This window comes from Ruoffia sp. FAM 26255 (assembly GCF_045528525.1).
GTDB lineage: Bacteria > Bacillota > Bacilli > Lactobacillales > Aerococcaceae > Ruoffia > Ruoffia tabacinasalis.
On record NZ_JBGQQX010000007.1, the window covers coordinates 35,389 to 61,597 of the forward strand.

Here is a 26,209-nt window from a genome sequence, read left to right on the forward strand (position 1 = left end):
TTTGTATGGATAAAATACTAAAAAATATGCACTTAAATTTACTTAAAAGATAGACACAACGGCTACATATGATAAACTAGGGAATATTGTAATAATGCACAGGCTTTTGTATAAATAATAATATTGAGGTGATTCAATGAGAAAAGGCGATTACCCAACAGAAGTGTTGGATGTAGAAATCGATTATGTAGATTCAAAAGGGCGCGGATTCGTTCACTATACCCATGCACCAGATAGAGGCTCAAACGGTAGAACGTTAAAAATCATAACGTCGAATGTGGTTCCAGGTGATGTGGTTCGAGTAACAGTTGATAATGCGAAAGGTCGTTACAAGGCAGTTGTTCCCTATGATAGGTTATTGAAACCAGGTCCAACACGTAACTTAGATATGCCAACTCACTTTGATGTGTCAGGTGCAGCGCCACTGCAATATATGAAATACCCTGATCAATTGGAGTTTAAGGCGAATATTGTCAAAGAATCTCTAGAGCAGGCTGGCTTTGATACAGCGTTAATCCAACCAATTATTGGTATGGATGAGCCAGACCGTTACCGTAATAAGATGGAATTATCTTTCGGACAAACCGGAGAACTAGGTATGCACCAACAAGGAAATTACCGAAAAGTCATTGATTTAAATGATTCAGTTATTGCTCCAAAGGTGATGATTGAAGTAAAGCACATTGTGAGCCAATGGCAGAAAGATTATGATTTCAAAGGCTATGATAAAGATAAACATACAGGACTTTTACGTAACCTAATGATGCGAACTTCTTTTGAAACGGGTGAATTAATGGTCGTTGTCTATGCGACAGAAAAACCCGAAGCACATCCAGAAGCTGTAAAAGACTTAACAGACCGCTTAAGCGAAGCTTTCCCAAGCTTAGCCAGTCTAGTTTGGATTGAGTATACAAATATCTCAGGGCGTATTCAATCAGAAGAGTCCTTTACTTTATATGGACGCGATTATATCTACGACGAATTAGGTGGCTACCGCTACCGTATCTGGCATGATACATTCTTCCAACCGAACCCAGTTCAAGCTGAGAAAATGGTGGAGTTAGCTCTTGAGTTAGCTGATGTGAATGAAGATATGCGTGTCTTAGACTTATTCTGCGGGGTAGGGACATTCAGTTTACCATTTGCGAAACGCAGTAAAGAATTAGCTGGAATTGAAATTGTTGAAACTTCAATTGAGTCAGCGAAGCGTAATGCGAAAGATAATGGCTTAGACAATACTTTCTTCATGGCGAGTGACGCTCGACGCGGAATGAAAGAACTCCCAGAAATTTGGGGCCAACCAGACTTATTACTCTTAGATCCACCAAGAAGTGGTGCCGGCGGGAAAGTGATGCGAAGCATTGGAAGACTTGGAACGGATAAAGTTGTCTATGTCTCATGTAATCCAAAAAGCTTAGCTGAAGACTTAGTTTGGTTAAGAGACTTTGGTTATGAATTGAAGACGGTTCAACCGATTGACCAGTTTCCGCATACACCTCATGTGGAGTGTGTAGTATTGATTGAAAAAGCAATTGACTAAAAGTTTGATACAATAAGGTTGTTAATGAAAACAGCAAATTGGTATGCTAATATTATGAGGAGTAAACTTGATTTTTAGATTAAGTTACTCCTTTTTATTATTTTAAAGTGAGTTTGACTGTGGAAACAGATTAATAAGAGCAAGGGGATGTTAAGTTGAATACGAAAGCCATCAGTGGATTAATTCCCCGATTTCATTTATGTTACAAATTTGAGCCATAGAGGTTCAAGAGGTTTACCATCGTAATTATTCTATTTTTCTAGAAAGATTATTATCAATTAGACCTTGTATTAATAACAGGAGGTATTATGAGAACATATAAAGATAAAGAAGAGCTAAAATTTGAGATAAATAAAAGTTTTGAAAAGTATATTTCTGAATTTAATAATATCCCAGAATCACTGAAAGACAAAAGCGTTGACGAAGTTGACAGAACACCATCTGAAAACCTTGCTTATCAAGTTGGCTGGACAACATTGCTCCTGCAATGGGAAGCCGATGAGAAAAATGGCTTAACAGTAAAGACACCATCAGATATGTTTAGGTGGAATCAGCTTGGTGAATTATATCAGTGGTTTTCGGATACCTATGCAAATTTATCCTTAGAGGAGTTAAAGGATAGGCTAAACAGAAATGTTATTTCAATCAATAAAATGATTGATGTACTAAGTGATGAAGAATTATTTTTACCTCATATGAGAAAGTGGGCTGATGAAGCTACAAAAACAGCAGTATGGGAAGTATATAAATTTATTCACGTTAATACTGTTGCTCCTTTTGGGACTTTTAGAACCAAGATAAGAAAATGGAAAAAGATAGCACTATGAAACTAAGTTCAGTTACTTGGCAAACTATTCTCATAAGTACAATCCTATCTGGATATGTTCCTGCATAGAAGGTTCGATCTTGGATATCTTCCCACATACGCAAGTCCACAATGGATATGTTCCCTCAAAGAGAATTAAGTAAAAAAGGAAAATGGAAATTGACCTTTGACAGCTATGACTTCCTCTTAACACATGTTGAGTGTGTAGTATTGATTGAAAAAATGAAAGGATAAATCGTATATGGACGGGTTTCTGGATGTTTGATGGATGTTTAGGGGCCTCGTTTTTTGCTAGGGAAGTGGACATTTTGACCTGGAAGTTGATTTTCCAGAGAAAAATAGGGGTACGTCTGGGGAAACAGGTCGATTGGTGTGATAAGGTGGAAAAATGATAACTGGCAACTTGATACAATTTAATGACAAAAAAGCCGTTATGAAGTGGATAATCGGGATGAATTTGATCAATTTATATTTACAGGTTCAGCGGTGCCTAATGAATTTGATGAATCTATGCACACAGGGACGGAAAGAATATCTAGGCTGTTAATGCAACCAACGAGCTTATATGAGTCAAAGGTTTCGACTGGAGAGATTTTCACTTAAAGATCTACTAGAAGGAAAAAATATTTCAGCTATTGATGAAACCAGTCTTGAAGAAATTGCTTTCTTAATTTGTAGAGGGGGAGGGCCAAAGGCAATTGGTTTAGATGAAAAGACTGCTTTATTTCAAACTATAGATTGCTATGATGCTGTTATATCTACCGATATTAGTAGAGTAGATTCGATAAAAGGGTTACACAAAATAATTTCACACTTTGTTTACAACCTAATAACTTATTAACTATAAAGCGATCTTAATGACATTTGACAACAAGATAAATTCTTTTAAGATACAATTGTAGCGGGGAAACGTTTTTTAAATAGAAAAGTTGGGGCTAAATCGATTATATTATTCAAACACATTGTACAGTAAACAAATAAACATTAAAAAAAGGGAGAAATTATGAATCAAAAACTTAGAATCGTTTCGTTATCTTTCGCTATAATGCTTCTAAGTGCTTCTATATTTCCTAATATTACAACTGTTTACGCTACTGAAAATGAACAACAAACACAAGAATACACTGAAGTTGAAATTGTAGAGCCTACATCTCTTTCATTAACAGAGGTAGAAATCAACTCCCTTGCTAATGAAATTCAAGCATTACACCTAGTGTTTCTAAAGAGTGGATTATAGAAGTAATATACAAACAACTTCAAGGTGATTACTCGTTACAAACAGAATATACATCGTCTCAGGCTCAAACTAGATCATCATGGCAAGGTATAACTGTAGATCAAATGGGAGCGGCCCTAGATACTGCTATTGCATTAGCTCTAGGAGGAAGTACAGCTACCCTAGCCAATTTAATAAAAGTAAAAGGCAAACACGCAGCAAAAAGTGCCATACGTTCAGCAATTGCAAAATATTTAGGAAGCTGGGTTGTGAATGATGTTGTATTAGAATTTGCAATGAATTTACTATCACCAGGTACCTATTTAGCTCAATTATGGGACGAAAACGATGCTGTTCCTAACAATGGAGGGATTAATTTTTAATGAGCAAAGACTTAATAAAATTAGTAGGTTATAACTTATTAACTTTAACGATGGTGTATGTATTAACACTGCTAGCTAATAAAGAATTTAAATGGTGGGTTGTCATAGCCATGACATCATCTTCTTTCATCGTTAGTAAATATTTAGAGAACAAAAATAAAAAAGATAGCTAGTTTTTGTTACCTGTTTATTTAATAGATAACAGGTAAAAATTAAACCAAATGAACCCCCTTAAATGATGTGACCCCCAAAGTTAGAGTTAAAAATATAGGCTCTATAATAAATGCGGTTGATGAACGAACATCAACCGCATCTTTCTATTCACAAAAACGTAAATGTTCACTATATTAAAGTCACCACAACCTAACAAAGGAGCATCTACGCATGAATCATTTTTATCTTAAAAACCTTGCAAATAAAAGACCTTAGTATTCATATTGATCCAAATCTTGTTGAAGTCACGGAATTCAAAGGTCGTCAGAGCCTATTCTATCATGGTTTATTAACCCATGTCCCTGAGGCTTGTGAGCATTGTGGATGTATCAATCAGGGTGATTGGATTGTTATCAATGGAACCCGTTCCTCACGGATTACTTTAGCTCCGGTATCCGGATTAACTGCCTATTTAATCCTTAATAAATAACGTTTTTATGTTGCCATTGTCAACGAACCTTTTCAGCAGCGACTTCACTGATTGATAAACATTGTTTTATCGCCAATCAAGTCAAACATCTTATCATGAATCCAGCGGACCGTGTAATGAGTGTGAAAGATATCGCCCAAGATTTTTCCGTTTCCGTCCAGACCGTGCGATGCGTCTTCAATCAAGTCGCCTTAACCCTGTCTCAGCGTCCCTCGATGGGGCTTACCTCAAAATCTCTGTTTTGATGAATTTAAGAGTGACGCTTCTGCCAAAGGTGCCATGAGCTTCATCTGTTGCGAGGCCCTCTCTCATCAATTAGTGGATGTCGTGGAAGACCATCGAAAAGGGTCTTTAAATGCTTATTTCAGTCGCTTTGATGTGCAAGATCGTCGTCAAGTTGAAACCATTACCGTGGGAACTAGTCAATAAGTGCAAGGGTGTTAGGTTGAATAGGAAAATTATTATACTTATGAAGGAAGTAGTCAACACGTGAGTACAGGTACACTTGCCATTACTTATAGAGCTTTTATATAAGCTTGATTTCACAGCCTACATTGATAGTTTTGAACATGTAGGCGTATGTTTGTTTTATGTTCCTTGTGTGACTTTAGCAGTTATGATGGTGTCGGTAATCGTCGTTTTTCTAGTTGAATTTCTTTTAATCTAATTAAAAGACTCAGTATGTAAGCTTTTCGCTGACTTACTGAGTCTTTTACTTTATTTAAAAATAGTGACTAAAGCTTGAATAGCTTGATCAATTTCATCAAGCCCTAGCCCACCATAACCTAAAATATAACTTTTGTCGAACCGGTTCTTTAATTTAGCGTAGTGGTTGACCGGTTGTAAGCGGATCTTATTTTCAGCTAGCCTAGTTTGAATCACGTCAGTCGGTGGAATCTCACCCTCAATGTTAATAATAAAGAAAAGTCCAGCCCCTGCTTCCTTAATGGTTAGGGGTAGTTGGGTTTGGTTAAGCGCTGCTAGAACCGCTTTTTCCTTACGACGGTAATTAGTCCGCAGGCTATTAATATATTTAGGAAAATGGGCAGAATTGAGAAAATCAGTCATTAAATATTGCTCAAAGCTGGAAATATCACTGGTTTTTAATTTAGCTTGATGGAATTTTTTCATTAATTGATCGGGTAAAACTAAATAAGACATCTTAAAAATTGACCCCATACTTTGACGAAAGGCCCCTAATAAAATGACTCGCTCCTGGTCGTCCAGACTAGTCAAAGCAGGAACAGGACGGCCCTTAAGGCGGAACTCATTATAGTAGTCATTTTCAATAATATAACGGTTTTCTGCCTGATAGGCCCATTTTAATAAACGCTGACGTCGACGCATCCCCATGATAATGCCAGTGGGAAACTGATGGTTGGGCGTAGTAATCACGATGTTAGCTGAGGTAGTCTCCAAATCTTTAACTGAGAAACCATATTTATCAATCGGAATTCGAATAGTCTTTTGCTGATAGTCTGTAAAGAGATCTAAATTTTTATAATAGCCAGGATCTTCTAAGGCATAAATCGCATCTTCTAATAAGGCAAATAGAGTCTGTAAGCTAGCCGTATGACCACCTGTAATGATGATATTATCAGCTGAAGTCATCACTCCCCGGTATTTACGTAAATAATTAGCAATAGCCAAGCGTAAAGAGAGAGCACCCAAGTCATCTTTTAAATTACAATTAACCACGCTTCTTGCTAGAGCTTCGGGTGCATACTGCAATAATTGTTTGGGATTTAAAGTAGACATATCACGGTTGGCAAAGTGAAAATCATAAGTATATTGGCTGGCTTCACTTATTTTAAAATGCTCATGTTTTGTCGACTTTGTCTCAATTTCCTCAGAGGGCAACATATCAATTTCTAGTAAATCCACATAATAACCAGATTTTTCCCTCGGCACTATATAGCCTTCATCTGTCAGTTGGTCATATGCGTTAATGACCGTATTAAGGCTGACTTTTAAATGATCTGCCAAGGCCCGCCGTGAGGGTAGTTGGTCACCACTTTTTAAATGTCCTTGGGCAATTTGCCGGATGACTTCATCGACTATTTGTAAGTAGAGGTGTTGGTCTTCGTTAAAGTTCACCGTAATCATACTTTTCCTCCTCTCGTGTTATCCATTATACAATAAAAAAACTATTTGGACCCATAAAAATATCCATTTTTGCATCTTAAGAAACATCCAAAAGACTGTTAAAGTGGAGACAATATTTATAAAGGAGCAATCAAAATGAAACGATCAATTGAAGAAGTACATAAACAATTAGCTGGTGGTGTAATCATGGACGTTGTAAATGTGGAGCAAGCTAAAATTGCTGAAGCGGCTGGTGCCGTAGCGATCATGGCTTTAGAAAGAGTTCCTGCAGACATTCGAGCTGCTGGTGGTGTTAGTCGGATGAGTGACCCTCAAATGATAAAAGAAATTCAAGCAGCAGTTTCTATACCAGTCATGGCGAAAGTAAGAATTGGTCACTTTGTCGAAGCTCAAATCTTAGAAAGTTTACAAATTGACTATATTGATGAGTCAGAAGTCTTATCAGTAGCTGATCATGTTTATCATATTGATAAACAACCATTTGAAACTCCTTTCGTTTGTGGCGCTAGAGATTTAGGTGAAGCTTTACGCCGTATTCAAGAAGGGGCTAAAATGATTCGTACTAAAGGTGAAGCAGGAACGGGGGATGTCAGTCAAGCGGTTACCCACTTAAGAAAAATCCATGAACAAATCCGCTATGTGGCTTCGTTACAAGATGATGAGCTCTTTAACCAAGCTAAGGAATTAGGCGTCTCTTATGATTTATTAAAGCGAGTCCATGATACTGGTAAATTACCTGTGTTGAACTTTTCGGCTGGCGGGGTGGCAACACCTGCTGATGCGGCTTTAATGATGCAATTAGGTGCTGAAGGCGTTTTCGTTGGTTCAGGTATTTTCAAATCAGGTAATCCAGAAAAACGTGCCAAAGCCATAGTTGAAGCAGTAGCCAATGACAAAGATGCTGCCAAATTAGTCGAAATCTCAACTGATTTAGGCGAAGCGATGGTAGGTATTAATGAAGACGAAATTAAAGTCATCATGTCTAACCGTTAATCATTAAAAACAAGGGCTTCAAAAGTCAGTGGGCTTGGTCTACTGACTTTTTTTATTTTGTCCTATAATTTTACTATTTGCTCTCACCACTAAATTTGAATCCTTATTTTTACCTGCACTGTAACCATCGAATTCTCTATAGATGAGATCAATAAGTAAACATATGTAATGCCATGTATTTGCTACTTTTACACTTGTTAAATCATTTACCAATGCCCTCCATTGGTTGTTCTCTATTAAAAGTGCGATTTAAATGATTTTTCATTAGTTTCTTTTGGATGATGTTTATATTTATCTTTTGTATAAACAGAAACTAGATTATATTTCTTTATGACACGACCAATCTTTCGTCTGGATACAGTGAAACCCTTATCATTTAAATTAATCTTAATTCGTCTTGTACCAATGCTTTTTCTATTCGAATTAAACGTATCTATAATCATATTTTCTAATTCTAAATCATCATCATTTTGGCTTTGAGTATTTCCTTTTATTGATTCTTAATAAGTGCTTCTTAGTATTTTCAGGACTTTACACATTGCTTATACCGAATATTGATGTGCATACTTTTGAATTATTTCTATGAGGATAACTAGGCAATACTAGACGAAGTAGTATCTGAAGAAAGAATAATAGGAATTGAGAAGGCTGCTACAGCTCTTTACGAAGATGAAGTTGATGAAGAGAGAATCTGCAAAATAAAAATGTATCAAAATCGGGTACACAGGGCATTTCAGAATGTGTTGTAAGGAGACTAAAACCTTGCAGAACATTTATTTTTATAAGTGTTCATATGGCGAGAAACTTGGTGTTTTAAGTAATAATAAGCTCCAAAACGAAATTGAACAAAACACAACTTTTTTAACAAAGCCTACAATAAGCGGTTTATAGCACTTTACTAAACGATAAGAAATACCTTTTGATGGTTTGAATAGGAAGAAATTAAACCTGTTAATTGATCATGAGCAATTTCGTGACGGTCAATGATCAACGATGCGGTTGGTCAGGGATATCACTTTTTAGTGAATAAATCCGGATTGAATAAAGATAGTACACTGACTTAATAAGTTATTTATTTCAATTGAAATAAGGAAACATCCGTATAGATTATATTCAAACATTAGCGAACGCTTTAATGTGTGAATGTTTATAAATTAAACATTAAGTGTAGAGTTCTCTAAAGAAATGTTGTATAGTGAGTTTATAAACGAGGAGGACGGGTATGAATAAATATCAAAGACATGAAGCAATCATTCGATGGGTGAATGAACAAGGAACTGTCAGGGTTTCAGAGATTGTGTCTCGCTATAATGTGTCAGATATGACAGTGAGAAGAGATTTAGAAGAGTTAGATGATCAGGGGCTATTAAAGAAAATCCATGGTGGGGCTCGTAGTAATAGTGCGTTTCAATATAAGGAAATCGCGCATGAAGATAAATTTGATAAGAATACGGACCAGAAACGATATATAGCTCAAAGAGCCTCTGAATTAATTGATGAAGGGGATGTAATCTTTATTGGGCCAGGAACGACCACGGCTTTGTTAGCAGAGGTGATTAATTACCAAGCCCTGTCGGTTGTAACAAACTGCCTTCCCATCTTTAATATTCTATTAAAGAAAAAGTCCGAGACATTCCATGTCTATCTACTCGGTGGTGAGATGAGAAGTGTCACACAGTCGTTTGTAGGTGAGATTACGAATATGTCTTTGGAGAATATGCGGTTCGGGAAGATGTTTTTTGGTGGTAATGGTGTTAAAGACGGGATTGTCATGACGTCATCTGTCGCAGAAGCCTACACTCAAAAGATGGCATTAGAGCACTCGGTAGAGAGTTATTTGTTATTGGATTCGTCAAAGGTTGGGAAAGAGGATTTCTCTAAATTATGTCACTTATCTGACCTAACAGCGGTAGTTATGGAAGAATCTAATGAGGATAAAAAACAAGCAATTCAAGTATACACAGAATTAATTGTTTAACTAAACACACAATACTAAAGTAAACTCCTTCTAAACTCAAGTAAATTGAGTTTAGAAGGAGTTTTTTGCATACCAATAAAAAAGTTTTATGACAATAAAAGCGATTAAATCAACGTTTAAACAATTAATAAACACTTTTTAAACAATAAACGTTTAAAAAGTGTTGACTTTTTAAACATTCGTGATATATTATATGTATAGTAAATCAGAAAGCGGTTTCTACTATCGAACGGAAAAAGGCAAAGCAAAATTAGCAGACATAAAGGAGCAATAAGATGAAAGTTATATTGGGTGCGGATAGAGACGGTAAACAGTTAAAAGAGATTGTGAAGGCCCATCTATTAGATGAGAACTATGATGTGATTGACGTCAGTGAAGAATTAACAGCTGACTTTGTAGATACTACTTTAGCTGTTGCGAAGAAAGTGAACGAAGAAGAGGGACGCTTAGGAATTGTCATTGATGGGTATGGCGCAGGGAGTTTCATGGTTGCGACTAAGATTAAGGGGATGGTTGCAGCTGAAGTCTCTGATGAACGATCTGCTTATATGACGCGTGAACATAATAATTCAAGAATGATTACCATAGGAGCCAATATTGTAGGACCTGAATTAGCAAAGAATATTGCTACTGAATTTTTATCTGCAGACTATGATGGTGGACGCCATCAAGTGCGTGTAGATATGTTGAACAAGATGTGTTAATTAAATTAACTGGAGGAGAAAAAATGAAAATTGCTATTGGATGCGACCATATTGTAACCTATGAAAAGATTGCTGTAGTTGATTATTTGAAGAAACAAGGCTATGAGGTCCTTGACTTTGGAACATATGACAATGTCAGAACACACTATCCTATCTACGGGAAAAAGGTGGGAGAGGCTGTAGCGAGTGGCCAAGCAGACCTAGGGATTTGTATCTGTGGTACTGGTGTAGGAATTAATAACGCCGTAAATAAGGTAGCAGGTATCCGTTCAGCTTTAGTTCGTGATATGTCAACAGCTATCTATGCAAAAGAAGAATTGAATGCGAATGTAATTGGTTTCGGTGGCAAGATTACAGGTGAATTACTCATGTGTGATATTATTGATGCTTTTATTGCAGCTGAATATAAAGAAACAGACGAAAACAAAGAATTAATTGCCAAGATTAACCAATTAGATCATGCAGAAGTAGATCAGACAGACCCAGATTTCTTTAAAGAATTTCTTGAAAAATGGGACCGTGGCGAATACAAAGATTAGATGAAGAGGTGACCTTATGTCAATATTAACTGTCACAATGAATCCATCCGTGGATATCGCTTATCAATTACCAACATTCAAATTAGATGATGTGAATCGAGTGAGTAATGTGAATAAGTCTGCAGGTGGTAAAGGCTTGAATGTAACCAGAGTCTTAAAAGAAATAGACGAGGATCTTACAGCAACTGGATTAGTAGGAGGAGACCTTGGGAATTATATTAAGTCTCAATTAGACCAAGGAGCTATTCATCATGACTTTTACCAGATTAAGGGAAATACAAGAAACTGCATTGCTATCTTGCATGAAGGACTGCAGACAGAGATTCTTGAATCAGGTCCGACCATCTCAGATGTAGAGAGAGAAGCCTTTAAAAATCATTTTGAAAGCTTACTTAAGGATGCTGAAGTTGTGTCAATATCGGGTAGCACCCCTTCAGGCCTAGCAACAGATTACTATGCTGAACTCATTATGATTGCTAATGCTAAGGAAGTCCCAGTAGTATTAGACACCTCCGGAGAAAGTTTAAGACAAGTTCTATTATCTGGACATAAACCAAAAGTCATTAAGCCTAATGTGGATGAATTATCACAATTACTAGGCAGAGAATTAGATAAAGATTTAAATCTATTAAAAGAAGCACTGCAAGACAGCTTATTCAATGGTGTGGAGTGGGTCATTGTCTCACTCGGTTCTGAAGGTGCTTTTGCTAAACATAATGATTTGTATTACAAAGTAGACATTCCAACCATTGATATCGTGAATCCGGTTGGATCAGGTGATTCGACTGTAGCAGGAATCGTATCGGGAATCACTCGTAATTATGACGATGTGGCACTATTGAAACATGCGAACGTCTTAGGAATGTTAAATGCTCAAGAAGAAATAACAGGCCATGTTAATTTGAATCACTATGAGGCCTTATTCAATAAAATTCAAGTTAGAGGAGTATAAAAATGACTAAACTAGATTACCTAAACAAATTGACTGATGATAAGGGCGTTATCTCAGCCCTAGCCTTTGACCAACGTGGTGCCCTAAAGAGAATGATTAGTAAGTATCAAAGTGAGGAGCCAACCGTTGAACAGATTGAACGATTAAAAGAAATTGTATCAGAAGAACTTACACCGTATGCGTCATCAATTCTACTTGATCCAGAATACGGTCTACCAGCTGCGCAAGCACGTGATGATAATGCTGGATTATTACTAGCCTATGAAAAGACTGGATATGACGCTACGACGACCGATCGTTTACCAGATTGCTTAGTAGAATGGTCAGTAAAACGCATTAAAGAACAAGGTGCAGATGCTGTTAAGTTCCTACTTTATTATGATGTGGATGGTAGTGAGTTTGTTAATCTTCAAAAACAAGCCTACATGGAAAGAATTGGTTCAGAATGTGCGGCAGAGGATATTCCATTCTTCCTTGAAATTCTTACATACGATGAAAATATTGAAGATAACGGAAGTCTTGAATTCGCAAAATTGAAAGCGCATAAAGTGAATGGTGCGATGAAAGTATTCTCTCAAGATCGCTTTGGAGTTGATGTGCTTAAAATGGAAGTGCCAGTGAATATGAATTATGTAGAAGGATTTGCGAGCGGAGAAGTATTACATACTCAAGAAGAGGCCAAAGCAGCTTTTAAAGAACAAGATGCGTCAACAGACCTACCTTATATCTATCTAAGTGCAGGTGTAAGCGCTAAATTATTCCAAGATACTTTAGAATTCGCTTATGAAGCCGGTGCGAGATTCAATGGTGTATTATGTGGACGTGCAACATGGGCAGGATCTGTTCAAGTCTTTATTGAACAAGGGGAAGAAGCGGCTCGTGAATGGTTACAGACAGAAGGAAGAAAGAATATAGAAGACCTGAATGAAGTCCTTAATCGTACTGCAGTAGCCTGCGACTTTGGGTTATAATAAAGGTATTCTGGAAAAAGGAGGAACTAACATGAACAAAGATGAAGTGGGAATGATTGGCTTCGAAATTGTTGCCTATGCAGGAGAAGCACGATCTAAACTATTAGATGCTTTGAACAAAGCAAAAGATGGCGACTTTGACGAAGCTGAGAGACTTGTGGCAGAAGCTGAAGAAGGGATAGTTGGTGCACATAATGCTCAGACTGATCTTCTTGCTAAAGAAGCATCTGGCGAAGAGATTGAATACAGTGTCATTATGATGCATGGTCAAGACCATCTGATGACGACCATACTACTTAAAGATCTAATTAATCACTTAATTGGATTCTATAAGAAAGGCTAGGGAAAAGCTATGAATACATTAATTGCTCAAATTGAAAAAGCCAAACCTTTCTTCGAGAAAATTTCTCGTAATATCTATATTCGTGCTATCCGTGATGGTTTTATCGCGGGTATGCCAGTCATTCTATTCTCTAGTATATTTATTCTACTAGCCTATGTGCCAAACGCATGGGGATTCCACTGGAGTCCTGAAGTTGAGAATTTCTTAATGGTCCCTTATAACTATTCTATGGGAATCTTAGCTTTCTTTGTATCAGGGACGACAGCAAAGTCATTGACCGATTCTATGAATCGAGACATGGAATCAACTAATCAGATAAACTATATCTCAACTATGCTAGCAACGATGGTAGGCTTCTTATTGATGGCAGCCGATCCTGCCCAAGAAGGTGGATTCTTAACGGAATTCATGGGGACGAAGGGGCTAATCACAGCCTTTATCGCTGCATTCGTGACGGTCAATGTCTATAAAGTATGTGTGAAGAATAATGTGACGATTCCAATGCCAGAAGAAGTCCCACCTAATATATCTCAAGTGTTTAAGGACTTAATTCCTTTTACTGTCTCAGTGGTTATCCTTTATGCGGTTTCGCTATTTGTAAGAAGCACACTGGGCGTAAATGTTGCTGAATCTATTGGTACCTTACTTGCGCCTTTATTCCAAGCAGCAGATGGTTACTTGGGGATTACCCTTATCTTTGGTGCGTATGCATTCTTCTGGTTCATTGGGATTCATGGTCCTTCAATTGTTGAGCCAGCTATTGCAGCTATTACCTATGCCAACATTGATGTGAACTTACAATTACTACAAGCAGGTGAACATGCGGATAAAATCTTAACATCTGGAACTCAGATGTTCATTGTCACACTGGGGGGTACTGGTGCAACGCTTGTTGTTCCATTCATGTTTATGTGGATGACTAAGTCTAAGCGTAACAAAGCCATTGGACGCGCGTCTGTTATACCCACATTCTTTGGGGTGAATGAACCTATCTTGTTCGGGGCACCCATCGTCTTGAATCCTGTATTCTTTGTGCCATTTATCTTTGCACCGATTGCCAATGTTTGGATCTTTAAATTCTTTATCGATGCCTTAGGAATGAATAGCTTTACAACGAATCTTCCTTGGACAACACCAGCACCGCTTGGTATCTTGTTAGGAATGAACTTCCAATTCTTATCCTTTGTCCTGGTTGCCGTCTTAATCATCGTGGATGTCTTAATCTACTACCCGTTCTTGAAGGTCTATGACCGTCAGATTCTAGCGGAAGAAGAGTCAGGAGTATCATCGTCTGATGAATTAAAAGCCAAAGTTGAACAGAGCTTTGATACACGTAAAGCTACAGCGATTCTTGAGAAGAGTCAAGTTGAAGAGACTACAACAGTGAAAGCTGAGCCTTCAACAGCTGTTAAAGCGACAGAATCAACTAATGTACTGGTACTATGTGCAGGTGGTGGAACGAGTGGACTTTTAGCCAATGCCTTGAACAAGGCTGCCAAAGAATATGATAGACCTATTAAGGCTACAGCTGGAAGCTATGGAGCACACCGCGAGATACTTCCTCAATATCAATTTGTTATTCTAGCACCACAAGTAGCTTCTAATTATGAGGATATGAAAGCAGAGACGGATAAGTTAGGCATCAAGCTGGCTAAGACAGCCGGAGCGGAATATATAGCATTGACGCGTGATGGTGAAGGTGCTTTAGCATTTGTTGAAGAGAATTTACAATAAGGAATCGAGGCTAATTAATGAAAACATTACCAAAGAACTTTATTTTCGGAGGGGCAACTGCGGCTTATCAAGCAGAAGGAGCCACCAAGACGGATGGCAAAGGGCCTGTTGCTTGGGATAAGTATCTGGAGGATAATTACTGGTATACTGCGGAACCTGCAAGTGATTTCTACCACAAGTATCCCGTTGATCTTCAGCTTGCGGAAGAGTTTGGTGTGAATGGTATTCGAATCTCTATTGCTTGGTCACGAATCTTTCCAACGGGTTATGGAGAAGTGAATGCAAAAGGGGTTGAATATTACCACAATCTATTCAATGAATGTCATAAACGACATGTGGAGCCTTTTGTAACACTCCATCACTTTGATACACCGGAAGCACTTCATTCTAAAGGTGACTTTTTGAACAGAGAAAACATCGATCACTTTGTCGATTATGCAGAATTTTGCTTTAAAGAATTCACTCAAGTAAAGTACTGGACTACTTTTAATGAAATCGGACCTATTGGGGATGGGCAATATCTGGTTGGTAAATTCCCGCCAGGTATCAAGTATGATCTAGCTAAAGTCTTCCAATCACATCATAATATGATGGTTGCCCATGCAAGAGCGGTCAAATTATATAAAGAAGCGGACTATAGCGGTGAGATAGGTGTAGTGCATGCCTTGCCAACTAAGTATCCTCTAGACCCAGAGAACCCTGAAGATGTACGTGCGGCAGAGTTAGAGGATATCATCCATAATAAATTCATCCTGGATGCGACTTATCTTGGAGAGTATTCTGAGAAAACTATGGATGGTGTGAATCACATACTTGAAGTGAACGGTGGACAGTTAGACCTAAGAGATGAAGACTTTGAAGCTTTAAAAGCTGCCAAAGATATGAATGACTTCCTTGGAATTAATTATTACATGAGTGATTGGATGAAAGCCTTTGAAGGTGAGACAGAGATTACACACAACTCTAAAGGAGATAAAGGTGGATCTAAATATCAGATTAAAGGTGTCGGCCAGCGAGAATTTGATGTTGATGTCCCTCGTACTGATTGGGATTGGATGATTTATCCTCAGGGCTTATATGATCAGATTATGCGCGTTAAAAAAGATTATCCGAATTACAAGAAAATCTATATCACTGAGAATGGATTAGGCTATAAGGATGATTTTGTTGATGGAACTGTCTATGATGATGCACGAATTGACTATGTGAAACAACATTTAGAAGCCATTTCAGATGCGATACGAGACGGCGCTGTGGTTGAAGGATACTTCATCTGGTCTCTCATGGATGTCTTCTCTTGGTCTAATGGCTATGAAAAACGCTATGGACTATTCTACGTAGATTTTGAGACGCAAGAACGCTATCCTAAGAAGAGTGCCTATTGGTACAAAGAACTTGCAGCAACTCAAGAAATTAAATAATGACTTAAAAGGGAGACGCGGGTCTTCCTTTTTAATTTGTCGACTAAGTTAGAAAGTTAATTTCATAAATATTAATCAGGAAACTTGCTAAGTGACTCTCAATGAGTTTGTGACGGTCAATACAAAGAAACTCCCCACATGCTTCGGCCTGGGGGGGAGCACACACTAACTAGCCTATTTCGGTAAAGGTAATAAACATAAACATAAAGCCAACAATAATCAGTGTCAATGCTGAGACGGCGAAGCCAATCTTAATCATTGGCCCAGGCTCGGCACCTTTAATGTACAGTCCAACAGTCCATGTGGAAAGAGAGTCAAGGTTGAACAGGATTAGCACACCGATTGTAAACAAGCCGATGAAGTAAGCAATGGCTAGCCAAGTGCGAGACCAGTAGGCGTTGTTGCGCGCCTCAATCAAACTAGCCCCATTGCGAATTAAAACGCTGAGGTTATTGTCGCTGATTACGTCACTGTCGGAGGTCAGAGTATAGAGTGGGCGCCCAGCGGAGTCTTCGCCATCCACTGTAAAAGCTAAAACTTGCCCATCCACTGATGACGACTAGTGGCCATCCTTGAGCAACTTTTTCTTTAATATACTTCGGTTCCTTTTTAGGTAAAGTGACTTTATGTCTACTGCAACATTTTTTATTTTTTTGTAGTGTTTGTAGTAGTCGATCTCTGCGTTATCTTTCTGCTCTTTCTATTACAGTAGGTTCAGTAGCTCATGAAATTAATATTATGGAGCAATCACTAGACTTTCATAAAAAAGAATTATGGACACCGATAGCTGATGAAAATGAGCCATCTTCTTTTACACGAGTTGATCCGGGTATTAATAATATATTAAAACCAGAAGATGTTCACGATGGTGGTAACATGATATTACGAGAAAGCGGTGGAAACATTAAAGAAACTATGAGTGGTAAGCTATCTTTATTGTCAAACTTACTAATGGAAAGATTATTTACACATTATGTGGGTTCTAGTTTTTCAGCACCTATGGTGACAAATATACTTGGGAAAATTGCAAATAAATATCCAAATGGATCTGCTAATTTGTTGAAAAACCTATTGTTACAATCAACTAGATTACCTGAAATTAAAAATGTTAAAGGGACTAATACCGATAAGAAGAAGTTTCATTTTAACTCATTAGGTTACGGTTTACCAAACTATGAGTATGCTATAGCGTCCTTTGATAATAGAGTAGTTTTATTGGATGAAGCTACAATTGGATTAAACAAGATTCAAGTCTATTCTGTTGATGTTCCAAAGCTTTTTTTCGAAGCCAAAGGTCATAAAAGGGTGCCAGTGGCGCTAACATTCAATCCACTAATAAAAATGACTCGCGGAGATAGTTATTTAGGAAATCAATTGGAATTTAAATTATTCCATGCGTTAGACTCTGATATTCTTGTAAATCAATTTGCTGAAGTAGATTTAAGTGATGAGGAACAACTTGCAAATGTGATTGATAAAAAATATGAAATAGTTATAAATCCGGGAATCGATACTCGTAAAAAAGGATGCTATCAAAAAGGTGTAAAAGAGTATAAGGGAGAACCTCAAAATATACATACTTCGCCCTTTACACTTGTTATAATTTATTCAAATAAAGGGATTAATGATCTAAATTATACTCAGGATTATTGCGTGTCTATGGTGATTGAACATATAGAGGAAAAAAAACTTTACAATAAAATAAGAAATACTATTCAATTAAGAGTTAGAATTCGATAATATTTACTTTTGACCTGTTCCCACGAACGTACGAAATAGTCGACATGTTACCGCATACGACCATTTCACCAAAAATCGCAAATACATCAATTCTATCAACTCTATCAACTCGCCCCATGTTGAAGCGGTAACACTACTTGTGAAAGAGCGTTAGCGACAGAAGAAGTAGATGTTCCGCCCATGCACGGATTTTCCAAGAAGACAAGCATAATGAGCAAGCTGAGTGGCTGAAACATTGTATGTTTAATGGTATAATTCATGAGGGAACAAAGCGACTTCATAAACGTTGGTTTAGAAAGCATATGAGTCATGTGAAAAGAATATGAAAGTTGGATGTTTTATATGAAGCAATTTATTAAACATTCCCCCTTGGCTTTGGCCAAGTTGATGTGTTTGTGTGAAAACCACCAATTCTAATAAACATATTGAAAGGGGAGGCTTATGGAAATAATTATATCTTCAATGTTAGTTTTTATCTCTACGTCCATCGATTATTTGGTTGTTTTAACGATTCTTTTCTCTACCATGAATACTGGTAAACAACGATCAATTTATATTGGCCAATATATTGGAACGGGGTTGCTCGTTGGCTTTAGTCTCATTGCAGCGTACTTCCTGAACTTTATTCCACAAGATTGGGTGATCGGGTTACTTGGTTTACTTCCTTTGATTCTAGGGATTCGGGCTATCTTCATCGATGAAGATGTAGATGAAAAGGACTTGGAAGAAAAGATGTCGCATAGACAGTCAGAAGTTGCGAGTGTGGTTGCTCTGACCATTGCCCTTGGCGGAGATAATTTGGGAATTTATATTCCTTACTTTACTGGAATGTCCTTCCAGGAAGTCATGGTTGTGATCCTTGTTTTTATCATTGGAATTTTTATCTTATGTTATTTATCCAAACGACTGGCTTCGATTCCTATGATTGGTGAAGTAGTTGAGCGTTACGAAAAAGTCATCGTACCAGTCGTTTTCATTGGCTTGGGTATTTTTATTCTGTTAGAGAATGGTACGATTCAACATCTTTGGTCACTGATTGCATAGAATTTTAAGCAGCTTCACGGATAGTAGAATATACCATTAAAGTATTTAAGGTTGAACTTAGATACATATAACACAACCGAAATATTAAAGAGGCACAGAACGATGCAATATCATTTGCATCGTTTTGTGTCTCACTTTTATGTATATTTTTAACAATTATGGATCGCAGCTTTCTTTTTCTCTAAATGGGCAATAAGTAAGCTGATATTTTATTAATAGGTTATACTTGAATGACTGAGACAATCATAGATATAATTCGAGAGATAATATGAAATATAGCATATACAAAAACATTTAAGAAGAATTTTGGTAGTATATGTAGGAAGAGAAAAAGGGAGGCATGATTTATGCAACATTCATATAAATATATAATATTAGGTGGCGGGATGGCTGGTGCTAATGCCGCAATGGAAATTCGTAAGAATGATCGTGAAGGGACATTATTGATAGTCACACAAGAAAATGACAAACCCTACTATCGTCCTCCATTAAGTAAAGAATTTTGGACAGAGCCAGACTATCCAAAAGAAACGATATATTATAACATTTCGGATGATGAATCGATTGATTTCTTAACTGGGACAACTGTTAAGCAAATTAATGCCGATCAACAAACGATTGAGATTGAGAGTGGAGAAATCTATCAATACGAAAAATTGCTTTATGCACTGGGTGGTGCTCCAAAGTGGATTGATGGGCTGGAGAGTGAGCGTGTCCTAGCTTTAAGAAACTTAGAAGATTACCGAAACCTCCGACAATTAGCCAAACCTGGGAGCAAAGTCATTATCGTTGGAGGAGGCTGGGTTGGAGCAGAAATTGCAGCAGGTCTAAAGCTGAATGATATGGATGTGACGCTTGTTTTTCCTAATGAAATATTAAATGAAAAACGACTACCACGAATGCTTGCTGAAAAGTTTCATCAGCGCTTTGTAGATATTGGTGTTTCCTTGATAAACAATGCCTATGCTGATAGTTACAAAGTAGAGGACGATCAAGTAAGTCTAAAACTAGAGAATGGCGCTGTATTGAAAGCGGATATTCTTGTTTTAGGAATTGGATTAAATCCAAATGTTGAATTAGCAGAAGCAGCTGGCTTAGAAGTGGGTAATGGTGTTATTGCTAATCAATTTTTACAAACCTCTAACAAACATATCTATGCTGCAGGAGATGTGTTGAACTATCCAGATGTAATCATAGGACGTAATCGTTTTGAACATGAAGAGCAAGCGGAGTATTCTGGGAAAGTAGCGGGTCGGAACATGACGGGCGCTGAAGAAGTTTATAATCATGGTGCGCCACTCTCTTATACGGATGTCTTAGATATTTCTATTGAAGGTGTCGGTGAAATGAGTCGAAACCGTGATGATGCGATCATTGAAGAAGTTGCCGGAGGTTATATTGTATATTATCTTTTTAAAGGCAAACCATCTGGAATTTTAACATATAATGTGAAAGTTGATATGGATAAGGCCCGTGAAATTCTGGTTAACCCACCGAAAACATTAGATGAGCTAACAGGGATTTTGAAGCCTATTTGAATCATTTATTGTTTAGCAATATTAGTGTAGTTGAAAAAAACAGGCGATAAAACTGAAATAATACATTAAAGAGAGTCACAACACTATGCAAATAAGGCATGGTCTGTGACTCTCTTCATTTTGTGATTTATAAAATTACTAGTTAATTGCTTTGTATCTCAAGTCAGTATATGTGAAGTTAAACAAAAGAGTCAAGAGAGTATCATAATCATTCGAACTCATACTGTCTTTAAAGCTTTCATAGTCATTAATACTAGCAGACCCGATGCAGCAAAGACATGTTCGACCTATGTGTGCACCTTTTTTTGTACCTTTCGTACAAACTAGAAAAATCAAATCATGTTCATCTAGATCCCCAGATTGGCTCCGTCGAAATCTAAATTGAGGCATAACTTGTAACTCATTCAATCCCTTCATGAACTCCTCAAAACTAATATTCTTTTCTGGTAACAAGACAACCACTCCTAGTTATTTATTCAATTTAAAAAAGCACAACGAGATTCGTCGTGCCAAATAACTGGGTTAGACTCATCTTCCTCTTTCGAGTTGGATTTAGCACCTTGCCAATGGTAGGTTGCTGAAGCTTCATCGGGCCAATTCCCTCTGCTTACTCTGGATAAGTTGTGATTTCAAATTGTATATTAGATTTTAACATAAAACATACGGATAAACAAGAAGCGTAGGATGTATTACTAGCTTGGAAAGCAAATTGCAATAAATAAAATGGTAGTCTTTGCAAATTATTATTTAATGCAGGGTCTTCAGAAGCATAAAACTTGTGTAGGATATGATTAAAACTAGTTAATAACTGATATTGTATAAAAATAAAGGAGAAAAAATAGTTTTACAATGCATACATGCTCAACATTTCCTGCTTATGCACAGATTTCAAAGGGAACTCAAGCAAAATATACAGGTTGATTTATTGAACACGGCTGTTGAAGGAATGATTTTATTGACAAAGCCAATGTAAAATAATCAGTATTATTAGACTATTACTAACTCCCATTAATGTAACAGAAAATATGGAATTACCAGAGTAGTTAAGATGAAAGAAAATGATAATAACCGTAGACGGAACAATGGAATTTTGATGGGTTTATTAATCGGAATCGTATTTGGGGTAACTTGGTTAATACTATCAAGATTACTGAGTCATTATATTATTCATAAAACGTTGAAATGAGATCCATTATCTGTCCTTCAAATTGAGTGATGTCAATGTCAACTTTATCCTAATGTTCTTTTACTAATTTATCTAGAACTTGGGTGCAGTCATTTAATATCCGAGTGCACCCATCGGTCAAGCGAATTTGATTATGGCGGTTATTCGCTGGATTCACGTATATATCTAGCAAGCCATGTTCGCTTAGTTTAGTCATTTGCTTACTGATGGCTGCGTCACTCATATTCACTCGATGAGCTAATTCTCGTAGAAAACTGTCAAATTGCTTCTCAAACACTTGTAATGAGTGGTCTGCAATTTTAGTTACTAAGATAAATAATTTATAAGAAATAGGTAAATTATCCAATTCAGCCAGCTTCCAGTTACGTTGTTGGTTTGACGGGATTAAATAATTTTCTGTATAAATAACTACCTACCTAACGCGATGATTGAGAGTACAAGCCAGATGACTGGGATCTCCAAAAAAACAAATTTAATCACAGCTAATGTTGAATCGGCGAATACTAACCAGTAGAAAAAAAGCCTGGATTAGCAGTCAGAAAGAATGAAACGATATTCTCTAATACATCAAACAGTCCTACGAGTGGCAGAGCAAAGGCAAACCACTTACCATATCGATTGAAACATGATTCTTCTTTAGGAGATTACTGACGAAAGTTCAGACAGTATAACCCATAAATATAACCTTTAAGATGTAGACACAGTCAAATAAATGAGTGTTCAAGCACATAATTTTTGCTGATTTTTAAAAAAACTCTTCGATAAAGTGTTTTTTTCTGTTTTTATTAAGCTGAATGGGGTATATATATATATGGTAAAACCCAAACAAAGCGCGTTATAATAGTGATTATGACTATATTATACGTTCTTATAGGTAAAGTTTATCACTTAATATGAATATTTAATCCACAATATAGTTTAAATTATTCTAGAGAAGTGGTATTATCATAACGTTAGAAACAATTATATTTTGGGAGGATTTTTTGAATGACAGCAAGAAAAATTAAAATCGGCTTGGCCGTATTAAAAGTATTAGAAGGATGGGGCGTTGATACTATTTATGGTATTCCATCTGGAACATTAAGCTCATTAATGGACGCGATGGGAGACGAAGAGAACAATATTAAGTTCTTACAAGTTAAACACGAAGAAGTTGGAGCTATGGCTGCAGTGATGCAGTGGAAATTCGGAGGAAAATTAGGTGTAACTGTTGGATCTGGTGGACCAGGTGCATCGCATTTAATTAACGGTCTTTACGATGCGGCTATGGATAATATTCCAGTTGTAGCGATTTTAGGATCTCGTCCTCAAAGAGAATTAAATATGGATGCCTTCCAAGAATTAAATCAAAATTCAATGTATGATCAAATTGCTGTTTATAACAAACGTGTGGCTTATGCAGAGCAATTACCTAAATTAATTGACGAAGCTGCAAGAACTGCAATCTCTAAACGTGGAGTAGCTGTATTAGAAGTTCCAGCTAACTTTGGTTTTGAAGAAATCGCTGAAGACGCATTCTATTCTTCAGGATCAAGCTACCGTCACCACGTTCCATCAGCAATCAACGATACAGATATTGATGAAGCAGTTGCATTATTAAACAAATCTAAACGTCCTGTAATCTATGCAGGTATTGGTACTATGGGACACGGACCAGCTGTTCAAGAATTAGCTCGTAAAATCAAAGCACCAGTAATTACAACTGGTAAAAACTTTGAAACATTCGAATATGACTTCGAAGCTTTAGCTGGATCAACTTACCGTGTTGGTTGGAAACCTGCGAACGAAACAATCTTAGAAGCAGATACAGTATTATTTGCTGGATCAAACTTCCCATTCGCAGAAATTGAAGGAACATTCAGAAACATTGAAAACTTCATCCAAATCGATATCGATCCAACTATGTTAGGTAAACGTCATAAAGCTGATGTAGCTATCCTTGGTGATGCTGGTGAAGCTGTGAACGCGATCTTAGATAAAGTAGATGCTGTTGAAGAATCTGCATGGTGGAACGCTAACCTTAAAAATATCGAAAACTGGCGTCAATATATCAATAAATTAGAAACTAAAGAAGAAGGACCTCTTCAATTCTATCAAGTATATAACGCTATTAATAAACACGCTGACGAAGATGCTATTTACTCAATTGATGTTGGTAACTCAACTCAAACATCTATCCGTCACCTAAACTTAACTCCTAAGAATATGTGGCGTACGTCTCCATTATTCGCAACAATGGGGATTGCAATTCCAGGTGGTATCGGTGCGAAAAATACGTATCCAGATCGTCAAGTTTGGAACATCATCGGTGACGGTGCGTTCTCAATGACATATCCAGATGTAGTAACAAACGTTCGTTATAACATGCCAGTTATTAACGTAGTATTCGCTAATACTGAATATGCCTTCATTAAAAATAAATATGAAGATACTAACAAAAACATCTTCGGTGTTGACTTTACTGATGTTGACTACGCTATGATTGCTGAAGCTCAAGGAGCTGTGGGTCTAACAGTTTCACGTATCGAAGATATTGACAGCGTTATGAAAGAAGCAGTAGAACAATTCAAACAAGGCCGTACAGTTGTCATTGATTGTAAAATTACTCAAGACCGTCCAATCCCAGTAGAAACTTTAAAACTGGACTCTAAATTATACAGTGCTGAAGAAATCCAAGCATATAAAGAAAAATATGAAGCTGAAGAATTAGTACCTTTAAGAGAATATCTTGAAGCTGAAGGTCTAGAATCTAAATACATTAAATAATTAAACATTTATCGCTTTCCAAAAATCGAGTCCAACTCGCTTTTGGAAGGCGTTTTTTGTTGGGAATGTTTTATAAAATTCAAAAATGCTGAACTCGCGACAAATGGAGTTGTCATTCGTCTTTAGTTTGCTTAACTTAAGCCAAATGGAATTGTCATTCGTCTTTAGTTTGCTTAACTCAAGCCAAATGGAATTGTCATTCGTCTTTAGTTTGCTTAACTCAAGCCAAATGGAATTGCCATTCGTCTTTAGTTTGCTTAACTCAAGCCAAATGGAGTTGTCATTCGTCTTTAGTTTGGCCAATTCGAACCAAATGACACACACATTTGTCTCAAGTTCACATTTTAAATGAGTTGGTTTTGAATATGATATAATTAATTCGCGAGAACAAAGCATTCAAATACAAAGGAGTCGAATTATGACAACTAAAGCTAAAGAATTACTAGCTGAAATAAAGCCGGATACGAAACTAGGCGACTTAAGAAAAATAGCCAAAGAAATAAAAAAAGATCATGATTTAGCACTAGAATTATGGGAGAGTGAAGAGTTTAAGCCAAGACTTTTAGCCATCCTCATTATGGATAAAAAAGAACTTTCAGAAGAAGTCCTGGATGCTCTTTGTCTAGATATGGCAATACATACTTATGATGAGCGTAATAATTTAATGGACTGGCTAATGACAAATCACTTAACAAAAACTAAGCGAGAAAAAGCCATCTTAGAAACTTGGAAAGACAGTTCGATTGTCCTGCAACGCCGCGCTTTCTGGAGTTATCAAGGGCGTCTACGCTGGACAGGAAAGAATATGACGGATGATACTGAAGCGCTGCTAGAAGATATCGAAGAAAGAATTATGGACGAAGAGCCAGAAGTTCAGTGGGCGATGAATTTTACTGCAGGTTGGATTGGTGTTTATGATGAAACCTTGCGCGACCGTTGTGTTTCTCTAGGTGAGGAGACAGAATTATACAAAGGTGATTTTGTTTCAAAAGGATGTACACCAAATTACTTACCTGAATTCATTCGTATTGAAACGGATAAACGTGCAACGAAGTAAACTAAACAAAAAAGTGATTCGTCTAAAAAAGACAAATCAGTTTTTTTATTATCTAACCATTTGGTATTCAATCCACGTTTTCTGGTCAACATTTTGTAATTCGTTCTTTAAATCGGGTAGTGCCAGTGAAATGCCACCATCACTATTATAGAAAAGGTAAGCGGCGTCTGTACCTGAAGGTAATTGCCAGTATGTCCAAATATATTCAAGTTTGTTTGTGCGAATACTCTCTATATTTTGCTTCATCAAAATCAGCGACATGATTATAAGCACCATGGAAATAATAAGGCGCATAGTTAGCGCCATCTACAGTCGTAGCAGCTTGAGCGTCGGGCATTTGAATTGAAATTAGGAACAGACAAGTGATGAAACTAAGAATGAATGAGGACTTCTTTTTCATATTTTGATTTGTCAAATTAAGCTAGACAAAACTGCTTCATCTAAGTAACTCAAAAATACTTCCAACGGTGTTCGGTAGTGTAAGGATTTCCGTGGAATCGTGTTCCGTTTGTGTGCAATCGATGACACA

24 protein-coding genes, 2 pseudogenes and 1 riboswitch are annotated in these 26,209 nt (G+C 37.0%); of the genes and pseudogenes, 20 read left to right on the top strand and 6 right to left on the bottom strand.

Annotated features, from left to right (window positions below; genetic code table 11):
- The first annotated feature begins 136 nt into the window (after positions 1-136).
- The 6 genes and pseudogenes from rlmD to ACEN31_RS02540 all read left to right on the top strand — a co-directional run bounded on the left by rlmD (position 137) and on the right by ACEN31_RS02540 (position 5,037).
- Positions 137-1,540, top strand: coding sequence for a 23S rRNA (uracil(1939)-C(5))-methyltransferase RlmD (gene rlmD, locus ACEN31_RS02515; protein WP_407108533.1), 1,404 nt, complete (start codon positions 137-139; stop codon positions 1,538-1,540).
- Between the two features lie 308 nt (positions 1,541-1,848).
- The gene (locus tag ACEN31_RS02520; protein ID WP_071131225.1) at positions 1,849-2,367 is read left to right on the top strand and encodes a ClbS/DfsB family four-helix bundle protein; all 519 of its coding nucleotides are present in this window, start codon (positions 1,849-1,851) and stop codon (positions 2,365-2,367) included.
- A 564-nt stretch (positions 2,368-2,931) separates the two neighbouring features.
- Positions 2,932-3,207 carry a hypothetical protein gene (locus tag ACEN31_RS02525; protein ID WP_407090866.1) on the top strand — a complete coding sequence of 92 codons (276 nt, stop codon included), beginning with the start codon at positions 2,932-2,934 and terminating at the stop codon, positions 3,205-3,207.
- A gap of 162 nt (positions 3,208-3,369) precedes the next feature.
- Positions 3,370-3,965 (top strand): annotated as a pseudogene (locus tag ACEN31_RS02530) (hypothetical protein).
- Complete coding sequence (locus tag ACEN31_RS02535) at positions 3,965-4,138, top strand: hypothetical protein (protein ID WP_171031307.1); 174 nt, start codon at positions 3,965-3,967, stop codon at positions 4,136-4,138. The pseudogene ACEN31_RS02530 and the gene ACEN31_RS02535 overlap by 1 nt, the downstream one beginning before the upstream one ends.
- 749 nt (positions 4,139-4,887) lie before the next feature.
- Positions 4,888-5,037, top strand: a complete 150-nt coding sequence (locus tag ACEN31_RS02540) for a hypothetical protein (RefSeq protein WP_407108534.1) — start codon at positions 4,888-4,890, stop codon at positions 5,035-5,037.
- Positions 5,038-5,325: 288 nt separating this feature from the next.
- Here the strand turns inward: ACEN31_RS02540 and ACEN31_RS02545 are convergent, their stop codons facing one another.
- Entirely contained in the window at positions 5,326-6,714 is a 1,389-nt protein-coding gene (locus ACEN31_RS02545) for a PLP-dependent aminotransferase family protein (protein WP_407108536.1), read from the bottom strand.
- A 135-nt stretch (positions 6,715-6,849) separates the two neighbouring features.
- Here ACEN31_RS02545 and pdxS point away from each other — a divergent pair, with 135 nt between their 5' ends.
- Complete coding sequence (gene pdxS / locus ACEN31_RS02550; protein WP_407108537.1) at positions 6,850-7,707, top strand: pyridoxal 5'-phosphate synthase lyase subunit PdxS; 858 nt, start codon at positions 6,850-6,852, stop codon at positions 7,705-7,707.
- A gap of 236 nt (positions 7,708-7,943) precedes the next feature.
- Here pdxS and ACEN31_RS02555 read toward each other — a convergent pair whose 3' ends face one another.
- The gene (locus ACEN31_RS02555; protein WP_407108554.1) at positions 7,944-8,201 is read right to left on the bottom strand and encodes an IS3 family transposase; all 258 of its coding nucleotides are present in this window, start codon (positions 8,199-8,201) and stop codon (positions 7,944-7,946) included.
- 728 nt (positions 8,202-8,929) lie between these two features.
- Between ACEN31_RS02555 and ACEN31_RS02560 the strand changes: the two genes are divergently transcribed.
- The 8 genes from ACEN31_RS02560 (at position 8,930) to lacG (ending at position 16,349) form a co-directional block, all read left to right on the top strand.
- Positions 8,930-9,685 (top strand): DeoR/GlpR family DNA-binding transcription regulator, encoded by a 756-nt coding sequence (locus tag ACEN31_RS02560; protein ID WP_153863268.1) that lies wholly within the window; start codon positions 8,930-8,932, stop codon positions 9,683-9,685.
- A 275-nt stretch (positions 9,686-9,960) separates the two neighbouring features.
- Positions 9,961-10,389, top strand: a complete 429-nt coding sequence (gene lacA, locus ACEN31_RS02565) for a galactose-6-phosphate isomerase subunit LacA (RefSeq protein WP_407108538.1) — start codon at positions 9,961-9,963, stop codon at positions 10,387-10,389.
- A 23-nt stretch (positions 10,390-10,412) separates the two neighbouring features.
- Positions 10,413-10,928, top strand: a complete 516-nt coding sequence (gene lacB / locus ACEN31_RS02570) for a galactose-6-phosphate isomerase subunit LacB (RefSeq protein ID WP_407108539.1) — start codon at positions 10,413-10,415, stop codon at positions 10,926-10,928.
- Between the two features lie 16 nt (positions 10,929-10,944).
- Entirely contained in the window at positions 10,945-11,880 is a 936-nt protein-coding gene (locus tag ACEN31_RS02575; protein WP_407108540.1) for a tagatose-6-phosphate kinase, read from the top strand.
- Positions 11,881-11,882: 2 nt separating this feature from the next.
- Entirely contained in the window at positions 11,883-12,851 is a 969-nt protein-coding gene (gene lacD / locus ACEN31_RS02580) for a tagatose-bisphosphate aldolase (RefSeq protein ID WP_407108541.1), read from the top strand.
- A gap of 31 nt (positions 12,852-12,882) precedes the next feature.
- Entirely contained in the window at positions 12,883-13,194 is a 312-nt protein-coding gene (locus ACEN31_RS02585; protein WP_407093843.1) for a PTS lactose/cellobiose transporter subunit IIA, read from the top strand.
- A gap of 9 nt (positions 13,195-13,203) precedes the next feature.
- The gene (locus ACEN31_RS02590) at positions 13,204-14,928 is read left to right on the top strand and encodes a lactose-specific PTS transporter subunit EIIC (RefSeq protein ID WP_407108542.1); all 1,725 of its coding nucleotides are present in this window, start codon (positions 13,204-13,206) and stop codon (positions 14,926-14,928) included.
- Positions 14,929-14,945: 17 nt separating this feature from the next.
- Positions 14,946-16,349: a 6-phospho-beta-galactosidase gene (lacG, locus tag ACEN31_RS02595; protein ID WP_407108544.1), complete on the top strand. Its 1,404-nt coding sequence runs from the start codon at positions 14,946-14,948 to the stop codon at positions 16,347-16,349.
- 169 nt (positions 16,350-16,518) lie between these two features.
- Here lacG and ACEN31_RS02600 read toward each other — a convergent pair whose 3' ends face one another.
- A complete protein-coding gene (locus ACEN31_RS02600) occupies positions 16,519-16,899 on the bottom strand; it encodes a hypothetical protein (RefSeq protein WP_407094883.1) in 381 nt (126 codons plus the stop codon).
- Positions 16,900-16,967: 68 nt separating this feature from the next.
- Here ACEN31_RS02600 and ACEN31_RS02605 point away from each other — a divergent pair, with 68 nt between their 5' ends.
- The 3 genes from ACEN31_RS02605 (at position 16,968) to ACEN31_RS02615 (ending at position 20,671) form a co-directional block, all read left to right on the top strand.
- Positions 16,968-18,089, top strand: coding sequence for a S8 family serine peptidase (locus ACEN31_RS02605; RefSeq protein WP_407108546.1), 1,122 nt, complete (start codon positions 16,968-16,970; stop codon positions 18,087-18,089).
- A gap of 441 nt (positions 18,090-18,530) precedes the next feature.
- Positions 18,531-19,133: a CadD family cadmium resistance transporter gene (locus tag ACEN31_RS02610; RefSeq protein WP_407108548.1), complete on the top strand. Its 603-nt coding sequence runs from the start codon at positions 18,531-18,533 to the stop codon at positions 19,131-19,133.
- Between the two features lie 347 nt (positions 19,134-19,480).
- Positions 19,481-20,671: an NAD(P)/FAD-dependent oxidoreductase gene (locus ACEN31_RS02615; protein ID WP_407108550.1), complete on the top strand. Its 1,191-nt coding sequence runs from the start codon at positions 19,481-19,483 to the stop codon at positions 20,669-20,671.
- A 525-nt stretch (positions 20,672-21,196) separates the two neighbouring features.
- A riboswitch (SAM riboswitch) is annotated at positions 21,197-21,294 on the bottom strand.
- A gap of 612 nt (positions 21,295-21,906) precedes the next feature.
- Here the strand turns inward: ACEN31_RS02615 and ACEN31_RS02620 are convergent.
- The gene (locus ACEN31_RS02620; protein WP_218930235.1) at positions 21,907-22,203 is read right to left on the bottom strand and encodes a MarR family winged helix-turn-helix transcriptional regulator; all 297 of its coding nucleotides are present in this window, start codon (positions 22,201-22,203) and stop codon (positions 21,907-21,909) included.
- Positions 22,204-22,844: 641 nt separating this feature from the next.
- On the opposite strand from ACEN31_RS02620, the gene spxB reads away from it, so the two are divergent.
- Both spxB and ACEN31_RS02630 read left to right on the top strand, forming a co-directional pair.
- Positions 22,845-24,623, top strand: a complete 1,779-nt coding sequence (gene spxB, locus ACEN31_RS02625) for a pyruvate oxidase (protein WP_407108552.1) — start codon at positions 22,845-22,847, stop codon at positions 24,621-24,623.
- Positions 24,624-25,041: 418 nt separating this feature from the next.
- On the top strand, positions 25,042-25,680 hold the full coding sequence (locus ACEN31_RS02630) for a DNA alkylation repair protein (protein WP_407101675.1): 639 nt from the start codon (positions 25,042-25,044) through the stop codon (positions 25,678-25,680).
- Positions 25,681-25,728: 48 nt separating this feature from the next.
- On the opposite strand, the gene ACEN31_RS02635 is transcribed toward ACEN31_RS02630, so the two are convergent.
- On the bottom strand, positions 25,729-25,926 hold the full coding sequence (locus ACEN31_RS02635; RefSeq protein ID WP_407101673.1) for a hypothetical protein: 198 nt from the start codon (positions 25,924-25,926) through the stop codon (positions 25,729-25,731).
- A 165-nt stretch (positions 25,927-26,091) separates the two neighbouring features.
- A pseudogene (locus ACEN31_RS02640) lies at positions 26,092-26,209 on the bottom strand (IS30 family transposase); the annotation flags it as partial.

Bases quoted from the DNA above. Each gene is read 5' to 3' on its own strand.
- ACEN31_RS02635 (WP_407101673.1), bottom strand. From the start codon at position 25,926: ATGAAGCAAAATATAGAGAGTATTCGCACAAACAAACTTGAATATATT.
- ACEN31_RS02520 (WP_071131225.1), top strand. From the start codon at position 1,849: ATGAGAACATATAAAGATAAAGAAGAGCTAAAATTTGAGATAAATAAA.
- pdxS (WP_407108537.1), top strand. From the start codon at position 6,850: ATGAAACGATCAATTGAAGAAGTACATAAACAATTAGCTGGTGGTGTA.
- lacA (WP_407108538.1), top strand. From the start codon at position 9,961: ATGAAAGTTATATTGGGTGCGGATAGAGACGGTAAACAGTTAAAAGAG.
- spxB (WP_407108552.1), top strand. From the start codon at position 22,845: ATGACAGCAAGAAAAATTAAAATCGGCTTGGCCGTATTAAAAGTATTA.
- ACEN31_RS02610 (WP_407108548.1), top strand. From the start codon at position 18,531: ATGGAAATAATTATATCTTCAATGTTAGTTTTTATCTCTACGTCCATC.
- ACEN31_RS02540 (WP_407108534.1), top strand. From the start codon at position 4,888: ATGAGCTTCATCTGTTGCGAGGCCCTCTCTCATCAATTAGTGGATGTC.
- lacB (WP_407108539.1), top strand. From the start codon at position 10,413: ATGAAAATTGCTATTGGATGCGACCATATTGTAACCTATGAAAAGATT.
- ACEN31_RS02545 (WP_407108536.1), bottom strand. From the start codon at position 6,714: ATGATTACGGTGAACTTTAACGAAGACCAACACCTCTACTTACAAATA.
- ACEN31_RS02525 (WP_407090866.1), top strand. From the start codon at position 2,932: ATGAGTCAAAGGTTTCGACTGGAGAGATTTTCACTTAAAGATCTACTA.
- ACEN31_RS02615 (WP_407108550.1), top strand. From the start codon at position 19,481: ATGCAACATTCATATAAATATATAATATTAGGTGGCGGGATGGCTGGT.
- rlmD (WP_407108533.1), top strand. From the start codon at position 137: ATGAGAAAAGGCGATTACCCAACAGAAGTGTTGGATGTAGAAATCGAT.
- ACEN31_RS02575 (WP_407108540.1), top strand. From the start codon at position 10,945: ATGTCAATATTAACTGTCACAATGAATCCATCCGTGGATATCGCTTAT.
- ACEN31_RS02590 (WP_407108542.1), top strand. From the start codon at position 13,204: ATGAATACATTAATTGCTCAAATTGAAAAAGCCAAACCTTTCTTCGAG.
- ACEN31_RS02630 (WP_407101675.1), top strand. From the start codon at position 25,042: ATGACAACTAAAGCTAAAGAATTACTAGCTGAAATAAAGCCGGATACG.
- lacG (WP_407108544.1), top strand. From the start codon at position 14,946: ATGAAAACATTACCAAAGAACTTTATTTTCGGAGGGGCAACTGCGGCT.
- ACEN31_RS02560 (WP_153863268.1), top strand. From the start codon at position 8,930: ATGAATAAATATCAAAGACATGAAGCAATCATTCGATGGGTGAATGAA.
- ACEN31_RS02585 (WP_407093843.1), top strand. From the start codon at position 12,883: ATGAACAAAGATGAAGTGGGAATGATTGGCTTCGAAATTGTTGCCTAT.
- lacD (WP_407108541.1), top strand. From the start codon at position 11,883: ATGACTAAACTAGATTACCTAAACAAATTGACTGATGATAAGGGCGTT.
- ACEN31_RS02535 (WP_171031307.1), top strand. From the start codon at position 3,965: ATGAGCAAAGACTTAATAAAATTAGTAGGTTATAACTTATTAACTTTA.